The sequence below is a fragment of the Streptomyces sp. AgN23 genome, from assembly GCF_001598115.1.
Classification (GTDB): domain Bacteria; phylum Actinomycetota; class Actinomycetes; order Streptomycetales; family Streptomycetaceae; genus Streptomyces; species Streptomyces antimycoticus.
This window is the reverse complement of record NZ_CP007153.1, coordinates 5,733,500-5,754,302: the sequence shown is the minus strand read 5'-3', so window position 1 is coordinate 5,754,302 and position 20,803 is coordinate 5,733,500. Positions and strand designations below refer to the sequence as shown.

Annotated in this window: 19 protein-coding genes; 3 read left to right on the top strand and 16 right to left on the bottom strand. The window is 72.3% G+C overall.

Translation table 11 applies throughout. The annotated features are described in order from the left end of the window. The first annotated feature begins 23 nt into the window (after positions 1-23). Both AS97_RS24820 and AS97_RS24815 read left to right on the top strand, forming a co-directional pair. Positions 24-941, top strand: a complete 918-nt coding sequence (locus tag AS97_RS24820) for an ABC transporter ATP-binding protein (RefSeq protein ID WP_059146522.1) — start codon at positions 24-26, stop codon at positions 939-941. Beyond that, positions 938-2,590, top strand: a complete 1,653-nt coding sequence (locus AS97_RS24815) for an ABC transporter permease (protein WP_086710897.1) — start codon at positions 938-940, stop codon at positions 2,588-2,590. Before AS97_RS24820 ends, AS97_RS24815 begins: the two co-directional genes overlap by 4 nt. A gap of 145 nt (positions 2,591-2,735) precedes the next feature. Here AS97_RS24815 and AS97_RS24810 read toward each other — a convergent pair whose 3' ends face one another. The 15 genes from AS97_RS24810 to AS97_RS24740 all read right to left on the bottom strand — a co-directional run bounded on the left by AS97_RS24810 (position 2,736) and on the right by AS97_RS24740 (position 18,843). Beyond that, complete coding sequence (locus AS97_RS24810; RefSeq protein WP_210565683.1) at positions 2,736-3,962, bottom strand: cytochrome P450; 1,227 nt, start codon at positions 3,960-3,962, stop codon at positions 2,736-2,738. 73 nt (positions 3,963-4,035) lie between these two features. Then, the gene (locus tag AS97_RS24805) at positions 4,036-4,731 is read right to left on the bottom strand and encodes a response regulator transcription factor (protein WP_086710895.1); all 696 of its coding nucleotides are present in this window, start codon (positions 4,729-4,731) and stop codon (positions 4,036-4,038) included. Next, positions 4,728-6,098 carry a histidine kinase gene (locus AS97_RS24800; RefSeq protein WP_185929905.1) on the bottom strand — a complete coding sequence of 457 codons (1,371 nt, stop codon included), beginning with the start codon at positions 6,096-6,098 and terminating at the stop codon, positions 4,728-4,730. The genes AS97_RS24805 and AS97_RS24800 overlap by 4 nt, the downstream gene beginning before the upstream one ends. Before the next feature lie 362 nt (positions 6,099-6,460). Further along, a complete protein-coding gene (locus AS97_RS24795; RefSeq protein WP_059146517.1) occupies positions 6,461-7,336 on the bottom strand; it encodes an alpha/beta hydrolase in 876 nt (291 codons plus the stop codon). Between the two features lie 3 nt (positions 7,337-7,339). Then, positions 7,340-8,668, bottom strand: a complete 1,329-nt coding sequence (gene kynU, locus AS97_RS24790) for a kynureninase (protein ID WP_247204482.1) — start codon at positions 8,666-8,668, stop codon at positions 7,340-7,342. Continuing rightward, the gene (locus AS97_RS24785) at positions 8,661-9,638 is read right to left on the bottom strand and encodes a tryptophan 2,3-dioxygenase family protein (protein WP_247204481.1); all 978 of its coding nucleotides are present in this window, start codon (positions 9,636-9,638) and stop codon (positions 8,661-8,663) included. Before AS97_RS24785 ends, kynU begins: the two co-directional genes overlap by 8 nt. A gap of 205 nt (positions 9,639-9,843) precedes the next feature. After that, positions 9,844-10,257 carry a DUF3151 domain-containing protein gene (locus AS97_RS24780; RefSeq protein ID WP_210565682.1) on the bottom strand — a complete coding sequence of 138 codons (414 nt, stop codon included), beginning with the start codon at positions 10,255-10,257 and terminating at the stop codon, positions 9,844-9,846. Between the two features lie 116 nt (positions 10,258-10,373). Continuing rightward, the gene (locus AS97_RS24775; protein ID WP_210565681.1) at positions 10,374-11,984 is read right to left on the bottom strand and encodes an MFS transporter; all 1,611 of its coding nucleotides are present in this window, start codon (positions 11,982-11,984) and stop codon (positions 10,374-10,376) included. A 112-nt stretch (positions 11,985-12,096) separates the two neighbouring features. Continuing rightward, a complete protein-coding gene (gene fbaA, locus AS97_RS24770; protein WP_059146513.1) occupies positions 12,097-13,119 on the bottom strand; it encodes a class II fructose-bisphosphate aldolase in 1,023 nt (340 codons plus the stop codon). Between the two features lie 176 nt (positions 13,120-13,295). Continuing rightward, entirely contained in the window at positions 13,296-13,841 is a 546-nt protein-coding gene (gene pyrE / locus AS97_RS24765) for an orotate phosphoribosyltransferase (RefSeq protein WP_059146512.1), read from the bottom strand. Positions 13,842-13,931: 90 nt separating this feature from the next. Then, positions 13,932-14,747, bottom strand: a complete 816-nt coding sequence (locus tag AS97_RS24760) for an aldose epimerase (RefSeq protein ID WP_059146511.1) — start codon at positions 14,745-14,747, stop codon at positions 13,932-13,934. Positions 14,748-14,772: 25 nt separating this feature from the next. Further along, a complete protein-coding gene (locus tag AS97_RS24755; RefSeq protein WP_210565680.1) occupies positions 14,773-15,711 on the bottom strand; it encodes an SRPBCC family protein in 939 nt (312 codons plus the stop codon). Between the two features lie 149 nt (positions 15,712-15,860). Beyond that, positions 15,861-17,456 carry a polyamine aminopropyltransferase gene (locus tag AS97_RS24750; RefSeq protein WP_059146509.1) on the bottom strand — a complete coding sequence of 532 codons (1,596 nt, stop codon included), beginning with the start codon at positions 17,454-17,456 and terminating at the stop codon, positions 15,861-15,863. Between the two features lie 120 nt (positions 17,457-17,576). Continuing rightward, complete coding sequence (locus tag AS97_RS24745) at positions 17,577-18,167, bottom strand: DUF2617 family protein (protein WP_059146508.1); 591 nt, start codon at positions 18,165-18,167, stop codon at positions 17,577-17,579. A 385-nt stretch (positions 18,168-18,552) separates the two neighbouring features. After that, positions 18,553-18,843 (bottom strand): hypothetical protein, encoded by a 291-nt coding sequence (locus AS97_RS24740; RefSeq protein WP_079059589.1) that lies wholly within the window; start codon positions 18,841-18,843, stop codon positions 18,553-18,555. Positions 18,844-19,000: 157 nt separating this feature from the next. On the opposite strand from AS97_RS24740, the gene AS97_RS24735 reads away from it, so the two are divergent. After that, the gene (locus AS97_RS24735) at positions 19,001-19,381 is read left to right on the top strand and encodes a VOC family protein (RefSeq protein ID WP_125759702.1); all 381 of its coding nucleotides are present in this window, start codon (positions 19,001-19,003) and stop codon (positions 19,379-19,381) included. A 23-nt stretch (positions 19,382-19,404) separates the two neighbouring features. Here the strand turns inward: AS97_RS24735 and AS97_RS24730 are convergent, their stop codons facing one another. Beyond that, complete coding sequence (locus tag AS97_RS24730) at positions 19,405-20,349, bottom strand: DUF5996 family protein (protein WP_210565679.1); 945 nt, start codon at positions 20,347-20,349, stop codon at positions 19,405-19,407. Positions 20,350-20,803 lie beyond the last annotated feature (454 nt).

Below are 20,803 nucleotides of genomic sequence, written 5' to 3'. Positions count from 1 at the left end.
GAAACTAGCGTAGCTTCGAAATCATGAAAACGGCAATCTCCGTGTCCGGCCTCCACAAGTCCTTCGGCCGGACCCACGCGTTGGACGGCCTCGACCTCGAAGTCGAGGCAGGTGAGGTCCATGGCTTCCTCGGGCCCAACGGCGCCGGGAAGTCCACCACCATCCGGGTCCTCCTCGGTCTGCTCCGCGCCGACTCCGGTGCGGTGCAGATGCTCGGCAAGGACCCCTGGCACGACGCGGTCGACCTCCACCGCCACATCGCCTACGTCCCCGGGGACGTCACCCTGTGGCGCAACTTGAGCGGCGGAGAGGTCATCGACCTTTACGGACGGCTGCGCGGCGGGCTGGACTCAGCACGCCGCGCCGAGCTCCTGGAGCGGTTCGAGCTCGACCCCACCAAGAAGGGCCGTACGTACTCCAAGGGCAATCGGCAGAAGGTCGCCCTGGTCGCCGCGTTCGCATCCGAAGTGGAGCTGCTGATCCTCGACGAGCCGACCTCCGGGCTCGACCCCCTCATGGAGGAGGTCTTCCGCGCGTGCGTCGCCGAGGAGCGCGACCGTGGTCGTACGGTGCTGCTCTCCAGCCACATCCTCAGCGAGGTCGAGGCGCTCTGCCGGAGAGTGAGCATCATCCGCAAGGGCAGGCGGGTGGAGTCCGGCTCGCTCACCGAGCTGCGCCATCTGACCCGTACGTCGGTGACCGCCGAGCTCGCCGGAGAGCCGAACGGCCTGTCCGGCCTCCCCGGTGTGCACAACGTGGACATTCAGGGCCGCCAGGTCAAGCTCCAGGTCGACACCGACAAGATGGACGCCGTGCTGCGCCAGCTCACCCAGGCCGGGGTGCGCAGCCTCATCTCCACCCCGCCCACCCTGGAAGAGCTCTTCCTGCGCCACTACCAGGACGACATCTCGCACACGGAAGCCGAGGCGATCGTCCGATGACCGCCGTAGCCGACGCCCGGGTCTCTCCCCGCGCCCGCGGATCGGCCCGCGATCTGGCCGGCACGGGCACGCTGTTGCGGCTCGCGCTGCGGCGCGACCGGATCATGATGCCGGTGTGGGTGCTGTGCCTGGGGCTCACGGCCAGCAGCACCGTCGGCCGTCTGAAGAGCGCGTACGACACCCCCGCCCGGCGCGCCGACCTCGTCCAGGACATGAACGGGAACGGCTCGACCCGGGCCCTGTTCGGCGCCGCCTTCGACGACTCGCTCGGCGCGCTCACCGTCTGGCGCGTGGGTGCCTTCCTTACGGTGTTCGCCGCGATCATGAGCCTGCTGATCGTGATCCGGCACACCCGTGAGGAGGAGGAGACCGGCCGTCAGGAGGCGCTCTCCGCCGGCATGGTCGGCCGCCGCGCCGGTCTCACCTCGGCGCTGCTCGCCGTGGGCATCGCCAACGGCGCGGTGACCCTGCTCATCGCGGGCAGCCTCGCGGGCCAGGGCGGCACCGGCGCGCTCGCGCTCGGCCTCGCCGTCGGCCTGTCCGGTATGGCCTTCGGCGGTCTGGCCGCCGTCGCCGCCCAGCTCACGGAGAACGCACGGCTGGCCCGGGGCCTGAGCTCCGCCGCGGTCGGCGTCGCCTTCGTGCTGCGCATGGCGGGTGACGCCGCCGAGGACGGCACCAAGGGCTCCGGCCACGTCCTGGTCTGGCTCTCGCCGCTGGGCTGGGCCGAGTACGCCCGGCCGTACGGGGGCGAGCGGTGGTGGCCGCTGCTGCTGATCGCCGTGCTCGCCGCGGCCTCGATCAGCCTCGCGTACTCCCTCGCGGGCCGTCGCGACGTGGGCGCCAGCTTCTACGCCAGCCGTCCCGGCCCGCCGGCCGCGGGCCCGCTGCTGAACGGGGTCTACGGCCTCGGCTGGCGGCTGCAGCGCGGTGCCCTGCTCGGCTGGGCCGCGGGCTTCGTCTTCGCGGGCGCCATCTTCGGATCCATCTCCGACGGTGCCGACGACTTCCTCGGCGACAGCGACCAGACCCGCGACATCATCCAGCGGATGGGCGGCGCCCAGGGGCTCACCGACGCGTTCCTGGCCGCCATGGTCGGCGTCCTCGGCACCATCCTCGCCGTCTATACCGCCAGCTCCGTGCTGCGGCTGCGCGGCGAGGAGACCGACCAGCGCGCCGAGCCCCTGCTGTCCAACGCCGTGGGCCGGCTGCGCTGGGCCGGGAGCCATCTGGTCATCGCCTACCTCGGCCCGGTCGTCATCCTCGCCATCGGCGGTCTGGCGCTCGGCCTGGGCTACGGCATCGCGGCGGGCGATCTGGCCGACCAGCTCGGCCGCTGTATGGGCGCCGCCCTCGCCCAGCTCCCGGCGCTGTGGGTGCTCACCAGCGTGACGCTCTTCCTCGTGGGCGTGTTGCCGAAGTATTCGGCCGCGGCCTGGGCCTTCGTCGGCTGGGTGGTCGCCCTGGGCTGGATGGGCCCGGCGCTGGAGCTGTCCGATTCCGTCATGGACACCTCGCCCTTCAGCCATCTGCCGAAGCTGCCGGGCGATGAGGTGACGGCCGCACCATTCCTGTGGCTGCTGCTTCTCTCGGTCGTTCTCGCCGCCGGAGGACTGGTGGGTCTGCGCCGCCGTGACATCGGCGGCTGACCCCCGTCGGCCCGCCACACCCCGGCAACGGCCCCCGTTGTCCACAGGCTGTGGACAACGGGGGCCCTTTCGTCTGCGCAATCCGCAGGGTGCCGTGTCCGCCGACTGCTGTCCGCGTGTCCGCCGGCTGGCCGCCGTCGTCCGCTCAGAGCTCGACCAGCAGCTCCCGCAGCCCGCGGATCACGAAGTTCGCCTGTGGCTCCGGCTCCTTGACCAGCCGCATCCCGGGCGCCTTACGGAGCAGCGCGCCGAAGGAGGCCGCGAGCTCCAGACGGGCCAGCGGGGCGCCGAGGCAGTAGTGGATCCCGGCGCCGAAGCTGACATGGGGGTTGTCGGCGCGGGAGAGATCGAGGGTGTCGGGGCGCTCGAAGCGGGCCGGGTCGCGGTTGGCCGAGCCGAAGAGCAGGGCGACCTCGCTGCCGCGCGGGATGACCATGCCGTCGATCTCGATGTCCTCCAGCACCCAGCGCTCGAAGAGCTGCAGCGGGGTGTCGAAGCGCAGGAGTTCGTCCACGGCGGTGGGCAGCAGCGCGTCCGGGTCGGCGCGGAGCCGGGCGAGCTGCTCGGGGTGGCGGAACAGCGCCCACCAGCCATTGCCCGTGGTGTTGACCGTGGCCTCGTGGCCCGCGTTGAGCAGCAGCACACAGGTGGAGATCATCTCCTGCTCGGTGAGCCGGTCGCCCTCGTCATGCGCGGCGATGAGCCCGCTGATCAGATCGTCCCCCGGGGCCTTACGGCGCGCGTCGATCAACTCGCGCAGATAGCCGGAGAATTCGAGGGAGGCGCGCACCGCCCGGCGCGCCGTCGCCTCGCTCGGGCCCAGCTCGTACATCCCGCAGATATCCGCCGACCAGGGCCGCAGCGCGGGGCGGTCGGCCTGCGGAATGCCGAGCATCTCGGCGATGACGGCGACCGGCAGCGGTTCGGCGACCGCCGCGATGAGATCGCCGCCGCCCGAGGCGACGAGGGAGTCGACGAGTTCGTCCGCGAACCGCCGGATCGTCGGCACCAGCGCCTCGACGGTCCGCGGGGTGAACGCCTTGGAGACGAGCCGCCGCAGCCGGGTGTGGTCCGGCGGTTCGAGATCGAGCATGCCGTGGTCGTTGAGGGTGTGGAACGGCTCGTGCTCGGGCGGCGGCGCGGTGCGGCCGAACTCCGCATGGCTGAAGCGGTGCAGATAGGTGCGGCCGAGCCGGCGGTCCCGCAGCAGGGCGCTGACATCCGCGTGCCGCGGGATCAGCCACTGGCGGGAGGGCTCGAACCAGTGCGCGCGGCCGCGCTCGCGCAGCGCGGCGTACGCCGGATACGGGTCCGCGACGAACGACGGCTGCCACGGGTCGAAGGCGGGCGCTTCCGCGCTGCTGCTGCTCATCCCCGGACGGTACCGCCGGGCCCGCCCGGCCTCCAGGGCACGCTCAGCCTCCGAGGACCCTCCCAGCGCCCGCTCAGCCTCCAGGGGTGACCAGGCGGGCCTCGTACGCGAACACCGCCGCCTGGGTGCGGTCGCGCAGCCCCAGCTTCACCAGGATCCGGCTGACATGCGTCTTCACCGTCGACTCGGCGACGATCAGCCGCTCGGCGATCTCGGCGTTGGAGCAGCCCTGGGCGACCAGCACCAGGACCTCGTTCTCCCGCTCGGTCAGCTCGGCCAGCCGCGCCTGCGGAGAGGGAAGCGGGCCGCCGAGCCCGGCGGCCTCCCCGATCCGCGAGAACGTGGTGATCAGACGCTTGGTGATGGTCGGCGCGAGCAGCGCCTCGCCCGCCGCGACGACACGTACCGCATCGCCGAGCTGACGGGCGGAGGCGTCCTTGAGCAGGAAGCCACTCGCTCCGGAGCGCAACGCCTGGTAGACGTATTCGTCCAGGTCGAAGGTGGTCAGGACGAGCACCTTGGCGTCCGCGTCCGCCGCGACGATCTCCCGGGTGGCCTCGAGGCCGTTGACCTCCGGCATCCGGATGTCCATCAGAACGACGTCGGGGCGCAGGGCGACGACCTGGGCGATGGCCTGGCGCCCGTCGACCGCCTCGCCGACGACCTCGATATCGGGCTGGGCGTTCAGCAGCACGGAGAAGCCCTCGCGGACCATCACCTGGTCGTCGGCGATCAGCACGCGGATGGGAGCGGTGACATCGGTCGTCATGGCTTCATCGTCCCTGCTTCCGGGGCGGGCCCCTGCCGCGGGGGCGTCGCGGCGTCCGGAGCGGAGGTCTCCGCCTCGGGGACCGCGGCGGCCGGGATGAAGGCCGCGACCTCGTAGCCGCCGTCCTCCTCCACCGCTCCCGCCGTCATCTCCCCGTTCAGCATCGCCACGCGCTCCCGCATCCCGAGCAGCCCGTGGCCCATGCCCGGCGAGGGGCGTACGGGCTGGGTGGGCGGGCCGTTGACGACCCGCAGGCCCAGACCGCCGAGGACGTACGCGATCTCGACGCGGGCGGTGGATCCGGGGGCGTGGCGCAGCGCGTTGGACAGCGCCTCCTGGACGATCCGGTAGGCCGACAGCTCCACACCGGAGGGCAGCGGACGTACGGCGCCGGTGATGACGTGCTCGACGGTCAGCCCCGCCGCCCGGACGCCCGCGAAGAGCGTGTCGAGCGTGGCGAGGGTCGGCTGGGGCGCCTCGGGGTCGGCGTCGGCGTAGGCATCGGGGTCGTCGGCGCGGACGACGCCGAGGAGGCGGCGGAGTTCGGTGAGCGCGGCGACCGCGTTCTCGCGGATGGTCGCGAAGCTGGTGGCCAGCTCCTCGGGCGGGTTCGCCACCCGGTAGGGCGCCGCCTCCGCCTGGATGGCGATCACGGACATGTGGTGCGCGACGACATCGTGCAATTCGCGGGCGATGGTCGCGCGCTCCTCCAGCAGGGTGCGGCGGGAGCGCTCCTCGTAGGTGGCCGACTGCTGCACGGCGACCTGCTGCTTGGTCTCGCGCAGACTGCGCCGGGCGACGACGGCGCCCACGATGACGCACGAGGCGACCACCATGGGGAAGGCGTTCGTGGGCCGCGCGTTGATGCCGAGCTCACAGGCGAGCCCGAACCCGGCCGTGAGCATCAGCATCCGCCCGGCCACCCGCGGGCGGTTCTGGGTCGCGACGATCACCATCACCACGATGTGCGACGCGAAGAGGGGCGCCGGCCAGGGCCACATGCTCCCCCCGTAGGTGTCGGCGACGCCCAGGCTCCAGACGAGGCTCGCCGCGAACGACAGCCACCAGGCGCCGATCGGCCGGTAAAGCGCCAGCGACAGCGGCACACCGCTGAGCAGGGCCAGCCCTACGCCCTCGGTCTCGCCCGCCACGGCCATGAGGTAGAAGACCAAGACCGCGATCGCGGCCCGCGGCAACCACGGCGCGTACGGCCGCACCGTCCGGGGCATGTACCGCACCAGCGGATGCGTGGCGGCCAGCGGCGGCACCGGGCGGAGGGCGAAGGCGCCGGTGATCAAGTCCTTCCGCAGATGGGAGAACGCCCGGCGGATGGTGCGGAGTTCGGTCCGCGGAATCGTCTGGGTCACGCCGTCCACGGTAGAGAGCCGAGCCAGCGCCGTCGTCCCCGGGAATGTGGATTGTGCGGCGTCCGACTCAAGTACTACGCGGCGGGGCGCGCCCTGCGGTGGCGTGGCCGGGTGCGCTGCGGCGCTACAGGGTGTCCAGCGGGCTTTCCCCACCCCGCCCCTTTTCGGTAACCAGGGGCTGGGCGGAGCCCCGCCACGCGGCGGGGCCGCGTATCTCCTCAAGGTCCGTCGGACACCGTCTGGGCGCCGGGTTCGCCGCGGGTCGCGTGGCCGGGTGCGGGCCGCCGGCACGCGCCAAGTGCGCCGCGGTGCCGCACGGTCGGGGGCACTGCGGTCGGGGGCGCTGCGGTCGGGCGCCCCAACTACCCTGCCGGGCCTGCCCCGGCCACATGGGCGATCTCGTCCGCGACGGTGTGGGCGACGGGCGTGGTGGGGTCGATGGGCGGGAAGTGTCCGCCCTCCGTCCTGACCAGCCGTACGTCCTGTCCGGCGCGGGTCGCGGCCGCCGTGAAGGCGTCCGCGACCGCCGGTGGCACGTCGATGTCGGTGCCGCCCTGCACGATGGTGGTGGGGATCGCGGTGGGCAGCAGTGCGGCGGGGTCGGCGAGGGCGAGCCGGGCCGTCAGTTCATCGCCGTCGCCACGGAGTTCACCGAGGAGTTCGCCGACGGCGCCGGAGCACACGTCCAGCGCACGGGCCGTGGCGAGGTCCGCGATGGGGGCGAGGGCGACGACACCGCGGAGCGGGGAGGGGGAGGGCAGATGCCAGGGAGTGCCGGACGGCAGCCGATGCCGGGCCGCCGCCCACAGCACGGCGTGCCCGCCCGCGGAGTGCCCGGTGAGCACCACGCGGTCCGGGTCGACCCCGGGAAGCCCGAGTTCCCGGGCGAGGCCCGGCACCGTATCCACCGCGGCCGCGATGTCGTCGAACGTCTCCGGCCACCGCCCCGCCCGTGCCGGTTCCGCCCCGCCGCGGCGGTATTCGACCGACGCCACCGCGAGCCCCCGCCCCGCCAGGAAGGCGGCGAAGGGGGACACATGGCGGCGGTCGTAGGGGGCGCGCCAGGCGCCGCCGTGGAAGAGGAGGACCAGCGGGGCGGGGCGGGCGGCCCCGCGCGGCCTGGACGGAAGGTAGAAGTCCGCCACCTGGTCCGGGTGTTCGCCGTACGCGGCGGACCGGTCCGGAGCCACGGGTGTGAGCCCCAGGACCGACGTCTCCTCGGCCGCTGCCCCGCCCATCGGTCAGCCCTCCTTCGCCAGTACGTCGGCCAGCACCCGCGCCGCCCGCTCCACCTCGGCGAAGCCCGTGTAGAGCGGGGTGAAGCCGAAGCGCAGCACATCGGGGCGGCGGAAGTCGCCCACGACACCGCGCCGCGTCAGCTCCGCCATCACCTCCCCCGCGTCCGCGCACCGCAGCGCCACCTGGCTGCCGCGCTCGGCGTGTGCGGCGGGGGTGAGGGACTGCACGCGGCCGGTCGGGACATAGTCCTCGACGCAGCGGAGGAAGAAGTCCGTCAGGGCCAGGCTCTTGGCCCTGACGTCCTCGATCGTCACGTCGTCCCACACCTCGAGGGCGGCTTCCAGGGCCAGCATCGAGAGGATGTCCGGGGTGCCGACGCGGCCGCGGGCCGAGCCGTCGGCCGGAGTGTAGGCGGAGGCCATGCCGAAGGGGTCGGCATGGGAGTTCCAGCCGGGCAGCGGCGAGTCGAAGCGGGGCTGATGCGCGCGGGCGACGTACAGATACGCGGGCGCGCCGGGCCCGCCGTTGAGGTACTTGTACGTGCAGCCGACCGCGAGGTCGACCCCGTGGTCGTCCAGCCCGACCGGCAGGGCGCCCGCGCTGTGGCACAGGTCCCACACGACGAGCCCGCCCGCCGCGTGCACGGCGGCCGTGGTCCCGGGCAGGTCGTGGAGGCGCCCGGTGCGGTAGTCCACGTGGTTGACCAGCGCGGCGGCGGTGCGCGCGCCCACGGCGGTGGGCATGTCGCCCGCCGCGACCGGCCGCAGGGTGCAGCCGGTCATCCGGGCGGCGGACTCGGCGATATAGCCGTCGGTGGGGAAGGTGGTCTCGTCGACCAGGATCTGATCGCGGTGGGCGCCGCGCGCCTGGGCGATCCGTACGGCCGCGACGACCGCCTTGAAGACGTTCACGCTCGTCGAGTCGCCCACCACGACCTGGCCGGGGGCGGCGCCGACGAGCCGGCCGACGCGGTCACCGATCCGCTCCGGCGCGGTCCACCAGCCGCTCTCCTCCCAGGAGCGGATGCGCAGCTCGCCCCATTCGCGGGCGACCACCTCGGCCAGCCGGTGCGGGACGGCGCGCGGCAGCGCGCCCAGCGAGTTGCCGTCGAGGTAGATCACGTCGTCGAGGGTGAAGGCGTCGCGCTTGGCGCGCAGCCGGTCGGCCGCGTCGAGTGTGGTGGCCTCGTCGCTCAGCGCGGACCGGGGCGGACGGGGCTCGGCCGCCCAGGACTCGGCACTGGTCGGCGCGGACTCCGCACCAGTCGGCCCGGACTCGGCACCAGTCGGCGCGGCGCCCGCCGACTCCGTGGGGATCGTCGCGTCAGACATGGCTGCGCGCCGTCCACAGCTCGGGGAAGACCGTCTTGCCCGCGCGCTTCTCCAGCCAGGCGACCCCGGCCGAGCCGCCGGTGCCGGTCTTGGCGCCCATCGCCCGCCGGGTCGCCACCAGGTGGTCGTTGCGCCAGCGCCACACCAGCTCGGCGACCTCGGTGAGCGCCTCGCCCAGCCTGACCAGCTCATCCTCGCGCGGGCCGGAGTAGATCTCCTCCCAGACCCGCTCCACCCCCGGATCGGGTTCATAGCGCAGGGCGGGATCGCGGTCCAGCACGGCGGCCGGGACGGCGAGGCCGCGGCGGGCGAGATAGCGCAGCACCTCGTCGTAGAGGCTGGGCTCGGTCAGCGCCTTCTCCAGCTCGGCGTGGACCCGCGGCGCGCCCCGGTGCGGGACGAGCATGGACGCGGACTTCTCACCGAGCAGGAACTCCAACCGCCGGTACATCGCCGACTGGAAGCCGGAGCCTTCGCCGAGCGCGGAGCGGTACGCGTTGAACTGGCCGGGGGTGAGATGGGCCAGCGGCTTCCAGGAGGCGTTGAGCGACTCCAGCTCGTAGGCCGAGCGCTGGAGCGCGGCCATCGTCGTGGGCAGATCGTCCTCGCGCAGCGCCTGCGCGGCGGTGTGCCACTCATGGACGATGACGGTGAACCACAGCTCCATGACCTGGGTGGTCACCAGGAACACCATCTCGCCGGGGTCGTCGGAGAGGGGGCGCTGGAGGTGGGTGAGCACGGACGCCTGGACGTAGTCCTCGTACGGAGTGGTGCCGTCGAAGTCCAGATGGGGGGCCTCGAGTTCGGCCCCGCCCGGTGCGGTCCGGCCTGATGTGGTCCCGCTCGGAGCGGTCCGGCCGGGGGCGGCCCCGCTCGGCGTGGTCCCGCCTGGGGCGGTCCGGCCTCGAGGGGTCCCGCCTGGGGTGGCCTGGGCCGGGGCGGCGTGGTCAGGGACAGGTTGCTGCGACATCGCATCTCCTGAGTACTGCTCGCTACCGGGTAGCGGTCCGCCCCATCCTTTCGGTCTCGGAGCCCCGGTCCCCTCGGGGCCCACAGCCGAAGGGGCCCCGCACCGCATCATCCGCGCCGCACGGACGATCGGCAAGCACGGAAGGGGCCCGTGGGGCGTACGACACCCCACAGGCCCGGTACGTCTGGTTACGTCTCGTTACGCCTCAGGAGAGCGTGTCCGCCGCGGTCGGGGAGCTCTCGCGCAGGAAGGTCGCGCAGCGCTCGTACTCCTCCTGCTCGCCGATGGACTGCGCGGCGCGCGCGAGCGCGTGCAGGGCGCGCAGGAAGCCACGGTTGGGCTCATGCTCGAAGGGCACGGGACCGTGGCCCTTCCAGCCGCTGCGGCGCAGGGCGTCGAGTCCACGGTGGTAGCCGGTGCGGGCGTACGCGTAGGACTCGACCACCCGGCCGTCCTCGAACGCCTCGTCGGCGAGCTGGGCCCAGGCGAGCGAGGAGGCCGGGTACTTCGCGGCGACCTCGGACGGGGCCGCCCCGGAGGCGAGCAGCTCCCGTGGCTCCGGGTCGTCGGGCAGATGGGTCGGGGGCGGTCCCCCGAGCAGGTTCTCGTGAATGGCCATGGGTTCCAGTCTGCCTGGTCCGGGGCCCCACCCGACACGCTCAGGCCACGTGGTCCGCAGATCGAGGGGCGGGTCCGGGGCGCGTCCGGCGCGAAGACGGGTGAAGAGGGCGGGGGTCAGGTGCCGGAGCGTCTCCCGTCCGGGTCCAGGGGCGGCGGCGCGGACAGGTCGCCCGGGTCCAGGGGCGGCGCCGCCACGCCGCAGTGGTACGCGCACTCAGGGTGGCACACCAGCCCCTCCGGCCGTACGGCGCCCTCGCCTGGCTCCGCGCGCGCCGCGGCCTCGGCCCCCGCCGGCGCACCCGCCTCGGCCTGCGCCCCCACCTCCTCGCCCACCTGCTCCAGGGCGTCCGAGCGCACCGTGCGCCAGGCGAGGATCGCCCCCAGCACCAGCACCCCGGCACAGATCGGCATCGCCCGCCGGAAGGTGTCCCCGAACGCGTCCGCCGACCGGTACGCCTCCGGGCCCATCCCCGCGAGCAGCGGCAGCGCCGCCACCGCGATCAGGCCCGCCGCGCGGGCCGCCGCGTTGTTGACGCCGCTGGCCAGGCCCGCGCGGGCGACCTCCACCGAGGCCAGGACGGTCGCGGTGAGCGGGGCGACCACCACCACCATGCCCATGCCCAGCACCAGCAGCGCGGGCAGGATGTCCCGCCAGTAGACCGCCCCCACCCCGGCCCGGGTCATCAGCAGCATCCCCGCCGCGCACAGCAGCGGACCCACGGTCAGCGGGATCCGCGGGCCGATGCGCTTGCCCAGCTCTCCCGAACGGGCCGACAGCAGCAGCATCAGCGTGGTCGTGGGCAGCAGCGCGGTACCGGCGGCGAGCGCGGAGTAGCCCACGACCACCTGAAGGTCGAGCACCGCGAGGAAGAAGAAGCCGCCGAAGGCCGCGTAGACGCACAGGGTCACCGCGTTGACGGCGCTGAACTGGTGGGAGGAGAAGATGGCGAGCGGCAGCATCGGCTCGCGCCGCCTGCGCTCCACGAGGACGAAGATCACCCCCAGCGCCAGCCCGGCGACGGCCGGGACCACCACGGCGGGCGAGGCGCCCTTCTGCGGCGCGGCGATCAGCGCATAGGTGATCAGGCCGAGGGTCGTCGCCCCCAGCAGGGCACCGAGGACGTCGAACCGGCCGTGCGCCCGCGGATTGCTGGTCTCCGGTACATGGCGCAAAGCGACCGGCACACACACCGCGGCCAGCGGCACATTGATGAAGAACACCCAGCGCCAGCCGGGCCCGTCCACCAGCCAGCCGCCGAGGAACGGCCCGATGGCCGCCCCGATCCCGCCGAAGCCGGACCACAGTCCGATCGCCCGCGCCCGGTCGTCGTGGTGGATCACCGACTGGATCAGCGCCAGCGACCCGGGGGTGAGCAGCGCCCCGCCGATGCCCTGCAGCGCCCGCGCGGCGATGAGCACCCCGGCGTTCGGCGCCAGCCCGCACACCAGCGAGGCCAGCGAGAACCACACCACCCCGGTGACGAACACCCGCCGCCGCCCGAACCGGTCCCCGAGCGCCCCGCCGAGCAGGATCAGCCCGGCCAGGGTGAGCATGTAGGCGTTGACGGTCCACTGCAGTACGGGGAGATCGGCACCCAGGTCGAGCCCGATGCGCGGCAGGGCGACATTGACGACGGTGCTGTCGAGCAGGGCCATGGCGGAACCCAGCACGGTGGTGAACACCAGCCACCGCCCGGCCGGCACGGAGAGCCGCACACCTGCCATACCCGGATCATGCCTCGGGCCGGCCCGGCAGGGCCAGCCCCGGAACGCAAACGGGCCCGGCAACTCGCCGCAAGGCGAGCGCCGGGCCCGTGAGAGCGAGCCGGAGAACGGACTACTTCAGCTTCGTCCCCGTGGACCGAAGGTGCGAACAGGCCGCGGTGACCCGCTCCGACATCCCCTTCTCGGCCAGCTTGCCCCAGCTCCGCGGGTCGTACTGCTTCTTGTTGCCGACCTCGCCGTCGACCTTCAGCACCCCGTCGTAGTTGCGGAACATGTGGTCCGCGATCGGGCGGGTGAAGGCGTACTGGGTGTCGGTGTCGAGGTTCATCTTCACCACACCGTTCTCCAGCGCGGTGTGGATCTCCTCCTCCGTGGAGCCGGAGCCGCCGTGGAAGACGAAGAAGAACGGGTCCTGCTTGCCGTACTTCGCGGCGACACCGTCCTGGAGCTCACGCAGCAGCTCCGGGCGGAGGACCACATTGCCCGGCTTGTAGACGCCGTGGACGTTGCCGAACGAGGCGGCCAGCAGGTAGCGGCCCTTGTCGCCCAGGCCGATGGCCTCGGCGGTGCGCAGGGCGTCGTCGACCGTCGTGTACAGCTTGTCGTTGATCTCGTGGGTGACGCCGTCCTCCTCGCCACCGGTCGGGGTGATCTCGACCTCGAGGATGATCTTCGCCTTGACCGCCTCGGCGAGCAGCTCCCGCGCGATGCGGAGGTTGTCCTCGAGCGTCTCGGCGGAGCCGTCCCACATGTGGGACTGGAACAGCGGGTTCTGACCGTTGGCGACGCGCTCCTGGGAGATCTTGAGCAGCGGCCGGACATAGCCGTCCAGCTTGTCCTTCGGGCAGTGGTCGGTGTGGAGGGCGATGTTCACCGGGTACTTCTCGGCGACCACATGCGCGAACTCGGCGAGACCGACCGCACCGGTCACCATGTCCTTGCTGTACTGGCCACCCAGGAACTCGGCACCACCGGTGGAGATCTGGACGATGCCGTCGCTCTCCGCCTCGGCGAAGCCGCGGAGGGCGGCGTGCAGAGTCTGCGTCGAGGTCACATTGATCGCGGGGTAGGCGAACTTGCCTGCCTTCGCCCGGTCGAGCATCTCGTTGTAGATCTCAGGGGATGCGATGGGCATCTGACCGCTCCTTGTATGTGCGGGTTAGTCGTACTCGGCCCTGACCTAGGGGCGACGTCATCGTCGGGGCCATAATCCCAGACTCCGTCGATTGCTCCACACGGCGCACGCGGAGACCACACGGACGGGGGTGGGTGGTTTCACGTGAAACGTCCGACCGCCCCACCCGCCACGCTTCAGCTCAGCTCGAGGTCGGCAAGCGAGTACGCCGGGAGGTACGGCAGCCCGGCGTCCGTGATCGCCGACGCGGCGCCGCGCTCGACGATCGTCGCGACCGCGACGACCTCCGCACCCGCCTCCCGTGCCGCCTCCACCGCGGTCAGCGGCGAACCGCCGGTGGTGGAGGTGTCCTCGACCACCAGCACCCGGCGGCCCGCGATGTCCGGGCCCTCGATCCGCCGCTGCATCCCGTGCGTCTTCTGGGCCTTGCGGACCACGAAGGCGTCGAGCCGGCGGCCGCGCGCGGCCGCCGTGTGCAGCATGGACGTGGCCACCGGGTCGGCGCCCAACGTCAGACCGCCCACCGCGTCGTACTCCAGATCGGCCGTGGCCTCGAGCATGACCTGCCCGACCAGCGGCGCGGCCTCGGCGTCCAGGGTGATCCGGCGCAGGTCGATGTAGTAGTCGGCCTCACGCCCGGAGGAGAGGGTCACCTTGCCGTGGACCACGGCCTTGTCCTTGATCTGCTGCAGCAGGGCGTCACGCGCATCGCTCATGCGCATGAGCTTAGGCGGTGGCCCTCGGAACCCCTCAAGGCACTCCGTTCCCTCCGGGCCGAGCCGCCCCGATCCCCGTCAGGCCAGGCCACTCCCTCAGGCCAGCGTGCGCCAGCTCCAGGTCATGGAGAGCTCCAGCGGATCGATGGGGGTGACCAGCCGCGGCAAGAGGTTGAGGCCGTTGGGCGGACCGGACTGCGGTTCGACGCACACCGCCTCCGCCTGCTCGTCGTAGACGACCACCCACTCCGTGCGGCTGGTGACCTTCAGCTCGAGTTGGCCGGGCCAGGTGAGCGTGACGTCCACCCCCTGCGGCATGCCGAAGCAGTCGTCCCAGGGGCCGGGCTTCGGCGCGATCCGGCGGCCGGTGGGGAGGTGGTCCTCCCCGCGCTCCTCCTGCCATGCGGCGTCGAAGGCGATCTCGGCATCGGCGCCGCCGTCGCCCAGGTTCCGCAGGAACCACGGATGCCAGCCGGCCTGCGCCGGGAAGGAATCGCCCTCGGTCTCCACGCTCATGGTGACGGTCGCGCTGTCCGGGGAGAGCTCGAAGGTCTGGGTGACCCGGCCCTCGTACGGCCAGGGGTCGGCGAGGTCGTAGGTGAAGGCCGCGCTGGACTGGCTGGTCCGGACCGGGCTCCAGGCGACGTTCCGGCCGGTCCCGTGGATCGCGTGCGGCGGGGAGTTGATGGGCAGTTGGTGGGTCTGCCCGCCATTGCGGAACCGGCCCAGCCCGGTCCGGCCGCACCACGGCACCATCGGGAACGCCCCGAACCGCGGGCCCTGTCGCAGCAGCTCCGTACCGCCGATGCGCAGTGAGCCGATACGGCAGCCGTTCTCGGGTGAGACGGTCAGCTCGGCGTCCCCGGCGGTCAGCCGTACGCCCTTGGTCTCCGGTGTCTCTTCGGTGGTCACAGCTACCGACCCTATGCGCACACGGTCATCGGCGGCGGCGAAGTACGCGACGGCCCACGACGACGACGGAGGCGATCACCACGGCCGCGGCGGGCGCGGCCCAGCGCAGGGTGGCGCTGGTGGAGACGGTCTCGGGCGCGGGGACGGGGGCGTAGCGGCCGCGCGGCGGGGCGTGGTCGACCTCCTCCGTGGAGCGGCCGATCATCGTGCGGCGGGCGTGGGCGGCCTCGGCCGGGGGCTCGTCGTCCAGGTCGTCGAGATCGGCGAGGTCGCCGAAGCCGACGGTCTCCTCGACGGCGTCCGCGTCGTCGACGTCCTCGAGGTCGCCGACGTCGTCGATGTCCATGTCGTCGGCCGACAGCGGTAGCTCGGCCTCGGTCGGCAGCCCGGACTCCTCCGCGGCGGCCCCCTTACCGGCGTCAGTGGCCTCGACGCCGACCTCGTCCTCGGTGGCCTCGTCCTCGGTGTCCTGGTCAGTGGGCCCGTCGGTGGGCCTGCCAGGGGCCTCGTCCTCGGTGGCCGCGGTGATCGGGGACTTCTGCAGCCCGGCGGTGAGCGCCGAGGCGAACCGGTCCAGCATGCGGCGGGCCACGGTCACGGACGCCTCGTCGTCGAACTCGGCCAGCCGCCCCTCGCTGTGGACCGTCCCGGCGCAGATCAGCTGCGTGCCGCCCTCGACGGGCTTCGGCGTCACGGTCAGCGTCAGCTTCACCGAGCCGCCGCCGCGGGCCTCGATGCCCTCGCCCTCGATCTCGAAGGCATCGGCGCGCCGACCGACGCGCAGCACACCGCGGTAGGTGATGGTGGACCCGCCGATGCGCAGTCGCAGCCGGCCGGAAAGCGGCCCGGCGGCCTCATCGGCGTCCCGCTGGAGCCCGGGAACGCAACGTGCGACGCGATCGGGCTCCGCGAGCGCCAGCCGGACGGTGTCGACGGGAAACGGGACGAACACCTCATGCTCCATAGCTCAAGACACTACCCATCGCTCGTTACCTGAGACCCGTTCCCGGTCAACTTTCCGCACCGGGCGCGCCGCCCACGGCCTGACTACGGCGGGCTTGCCCTGTGGTCTCCCCCGTGGCCTTACCCCCGGCGAGGGCCTGCCAAGGTGCCTCACTCCCCATACCGCGGACGCATCAACGTGGAGGGCGGCAGCCCCGCCTCCCGATGCCGCCCGGCAGCGCGGCGGGCCGCCCGTAGCCCCTCCTCCGTCAGCGAGCGCGGCCGCGGATCGTGCGGGGCCAGCCGCACCCCCACCGGGGAGCGCGCCGCCAGCACGAAGCCCCAGTCGTGCGGGGAACCACGGCCGGGACGCGGGGAGCCACGGCCCGGGTGCGGGGTGTCGATCACGTAGGGCGCGGTCCGCAGCCCGACCGAGCGGATCGTCGCGTCCACCGTCCAGAACGCCCGTGGCTCGGGCCGCAGCGGCCCGGCGTGGACCACCAGCCGGCCGCCGGGCGCCAGCGCCCGCTCGGCCAGGCCGTAGAACTCCTGCGAGTAGTACTTGGTGCTCGGAGTGAGCTCGGGGGCGGGCAGATCGCAGACCACCACGTCGTACGCCATGGACCGGCGCAGCCAGTCGAAGGCGTCCGCCGTCACCACCCGCACCCGCGGATCGCGGTAGGCGCCGCCGTTGAGCGCGGACAGGCCCGGATCGCGGCGAGCCAGCCGCACCACCTCCGCGTCGCGCTCCACGACCGTCACCGACCGGACCCCCGGGTACCGCAGGACCTCGCGCGCCGCGAGCCCGTCGCCCCCGCCCAGCACCAAGACCCGACCGTGCGGTCCGGCGGCCATCGCCGGGTGGATCAGCGCCTCGTGGTAGCGGACCTCCTCTCGCCCGCTGACCCTCAGCCGCCCGTTGACGAAGAGGGCCAGCGGCCGCCCGCTCTTCCCACCGCCCACGAGCACGATCTCCTGCTCACCGGTGCGCAGCGCGACCCGCACCCCCGGTCCGTAGACGGCCTGCCGGGCGGCCCGCTCGAAGGAGGGGGTCAGCACGGCACCGGCGGTCAGCACGGCGAGCACCAGCCCATTGGCGACGATCAGCGTCCACCGCGCCCGTACGCTCAGATCGCGGCGGAACAGCCAGAGCACCAACGCCCCGCCCGCGACCGCGTTGACCGCGCCGGTGACCAGCGCGCCGGTCAGCTGCCCGAACGCGGGCAGCAGCAGGAAGGGAAAGGCGAGCCCGCCGACCAGCGCGCCCACATAGTCCGCCGCGAACAGATCGGCCACCGCGCCGCCCGCGTCCTGCCGGCGCACGCGCTGGATGAGGGTCATCAGCAGCGGCACCTCGGCCCCGATGAGCACCCCGATCGCGAACGAGAAGCCGACGAGCGCGGAACGCGAGTGACCGCCCCACGCGAAGCACGCGTACAGCGCCATCGCCGAGCAGCCGCCGACGAGCGCGAGCACCGCCTCGACCGCGCCGAAGCCGACGGCGGCCCGGCAGCGCAGCCGCTTGGCCAGCAGCGAGCCGACACCCATGGCGAAGACCATCACGGACAGCACCACGGATGCCTGGGTGACCGAATCACCCGCCAAGTACGAGGCCAGCGCGACGAGTTCGAGCTCGTAGACGAGGCCGCAGGCGGCGCAGACGAAGACGGTGCCGAGAACGAGGAAGCGGCCGAGCGTCGCCCTCACGGGCAGCCGCGCCGGAGGGCCGGACTCCGGCGACGACGGCACATCCGAGACGGCGGACATCGGCGAATCGATCACAAAGGGAACGCTACGTTACATATCGCTTACGCCTCGTCCCCCACACGGGTGCATTGCCGTTCACGCATCGGGCATCGATGGCCTCGCCAACACGCTGGACCACCTTCAGACACACGGCACTTGGGGCGACCGCCCATCGGGCAGGCCACCTATCTCGAGCCCGCCCGCGCCCGGCGGCCGGAGCGCGGCCGGCACCCGGGCCCCCACACAGGTGCGGGTGGTGACCAGCCGCCCCTCCTGGGGGTAGGCATGCCAGGTCCGCCAGCCCACGGTGCCCTCGTGCCACTGCGCGAGCAGCGCCGTGAACGCGTTCGGACTGCCGGGAAAGGTGCCGGCCAGCCCGTGCGGATGGTCGGCCACCAGCGCGAGCAGCTCCTGCGCGCGCCCGGCGAAGGCCCCTTGCGACAACTCCTCGACGCGCGCCGCGAATTCGTATTCGCGGCCGTCGACGAGCGTGGAAACCCCCAGCGGAAGCGCGGTGCTGTTGCCGGACATGCAGGCGACGGTCTCCGAGCAACGGCTGCCCTCCCCTTCGAGGAGGACCTGATGCGAGGCTCCCAGGAGCCTCAACTGGACGTCGAAACCATGAAGTTGCAGATCAAGCACAGCGAGGGCGGGAAGCGGTTCCCGTCCCAGGCCCCAGGCGAGGTCAGCGGCGCGGGTATCGGTGTAGGCAGTCTTGAGGGTCGTGAGCATGGATCGGCTCCGCAAGCACGCAGTGGAAAAAGATGGGCCGACTGGCCCCGCGGTGAACCAGGGGCATGCGCATACGCCGGCTCGTGCCCACGTGGGGCCGTAAGGTCGATGGTGGTATACGGAATCATGAAATGCTGGGCGCCACATCGTTTTTACCCATCTTCGCCGGGTTTCCACCCCCTAGGGCGCCTTCTAGGTCAAGTGTTCAACAAGCCCGCGCCCGGCGCACGTTGGCGCGCTGGGCGCGGGCTCATTGCTTCACAGCCGTAAGGACGGCGTGGCGACCGTAAGGACGGCATGACCGTAAGGACGGCGTGGCGACCATAAGGACAACCTGACCGCACGAGCGGCGTGGCGACCGTAGGGACGCGTGGTGGCCAGGGGATCAGGCGCCCCCTCCGCAGCCACCGCCGCCACCACCACCGCCGCCGCCACAGCCACCTCCGCCACCGCAACCACTTCCGCCGCCGCAGCCACCGCCGCCGTGGTGACCACCCCCGTGATGGCCACCACCGCCGTCGCCACCGGCCCACCAGCTGCCACCGGCCGCCCCGCCGGACCCGGCGCTCCAGGACCGCCTGCGCCGCCCGCCGTTCCCCTTCGACCGGCCGGCGCCCAGCGCGGCGAGCGCCGCGAACGTGAACGCCACCACGACCAAGATGACAACAGGACCCATGGTCCTCACTCTCCTTCCCATCCCCCGTAGCGAGGTACCGCTTCGTACCTGTCGTCTCCCCTGCCCGACCTCACCCGGGTCGAAAGCGAAGTTGAGGAAGTCCAGAGGTTCGGCGCGGCGCGACTGGCCGTGGGCCCAGGCGGGTAATTTGCCGTGCATGCACAGGAGCCGTGTGTACGCCGTTTTGATCGACGCGCCGAAAGCCGAGGCCGCCCGGGCGACCGCCTTCTGGTCCGCGGCCCTCGGCGTCACCGCCGAGCCGTTTGCGCCGGAGCCACAGTTCACCACGCTCCACGAGGCTCTGCCGGGGCTGGTCACCGCCGTCCAGGCGGTCGACGACGCGCCCCGTATCCACCTGGACTTCGAGACCGACGACGTCGAGGCGGAAACCGCGCGCCTGCTCGCCCTGGGCGCTGAGCAGATTGCGCAATGGCAGGAGTGCCGGGTGCTCCGCGTGCCCGGCGGCCACGTGATGTGCGTACTGCCCCTGGAGACCGACCCCGAGACCTTCCGGGCACAGGCCAACGTCTGGCCCTGACACCGCTGCGAGAGGGCGCGCCGCTAGCGATGCTCCCAATGATGCGGGTCGGCTTCCAGGACCGAGCGATCCCAGTCGGCCAGTTCGGCGGCCGCCTCGTAGGTGCTGTGCAGGAATTCGGTCAGCATCCGGTCCGGATCGGCCGCGGTGGCGACCGTCTCGTAGGGCAGCACGAACTCACCGACGTCCCGCCGGTACGAGGCCGTCGCGGGCTGGACCGGCTGGTCGGCGAAACCGGCGGGCTCGGGGTAGGCGTAGGAGTAGAAGCCGCCCTCCTCGCCGCCGCCGGGCCAGAAGCCGCAGCTGGACAGCTCGACGGAGTACGCCTCCTGTGTCACCCGGTCCGGCAGGTTCGGCACCCCGCCGGGGGGATGCGGCGGCGCGGTGCGGCCGGAGAAGCGGGTGACGGCCAGGTCCATCGCTCCCCAGAAGAAGTGCACGGGGCTGGCCTTGCCGACGAAATGGGACCGGAATTCCCCGAACACCCGGTGTGCGCTCAGCAATTGGCCCCAGAAGAGCCGGGCGGCGCGTGGGTCGTACACCGCGTGCCGGTGATCCTCCGGGAAGGGGATCGACACGGGCACCTCGTTCGGGCGGGGGTACACCCGGGTCTGGATGCCCAGGTCTCCCAGCACACCCATGATCTCGGAGTAGAACTGGGACACCGGTTTGGACTCCAGCACCAGCTCTCGCCGGCTGCCGTCACTGACCCGAATCCCCAGCCGCTGATCGACAAAGTCGAACTCGATATCGAACGCCCCGCTCCGATACGGAATCGTGGACGTGCTCAGCCCGCGCGGGGTGACATACAAGGTCACCTGCCACCACTGGTTGGCCGGTGGCGCATGATCCAGCCGGATCTTGCCGACGATCTGGGTCCACATGTGCAGCGTGTCCCGCGCCTCGGCCCAGTCCTCCAGCCGAAGCCGCGGCCAGGCCCCCGCCTGCTGTGTCTCGTGCATGGCCATCTCGCCTCCCGCGGGGCCTCACGACTCCGGCAAAACGCGCAATCGATCACATTAAACACATTCCGACCCGGCCGGGTACCCGCGCATCCCGCCGATGAAAACGACGACAGGTCGAGGACAGCGCGGCCTGGAAGAGATCGGATGTCCTGGAACGCTATACCAGCAGGTCACTGCAAGGATCCGCAGCGGCATCGCTCCATACGAGCACAAGCCCGGCGCCCCGCTCACCTCAGAAACCCAGCTCATCGAGCACTGCATGGTCAGCCGAACCAACCGTCCGCAAGACCATCGCCGCACTCCGCACGGAAGGACTCATCGAGGTCACCGAGCAGCTGGCCGAGGCTCCGGACACCGAGCCGGAACAGATCTACGCGATCCTCACCGCCACCGCGGAACAAGCTCACCCGGCACGAGACCGTCAGCGCCGGTATGCCCTGCCCGACGAACGCGATCG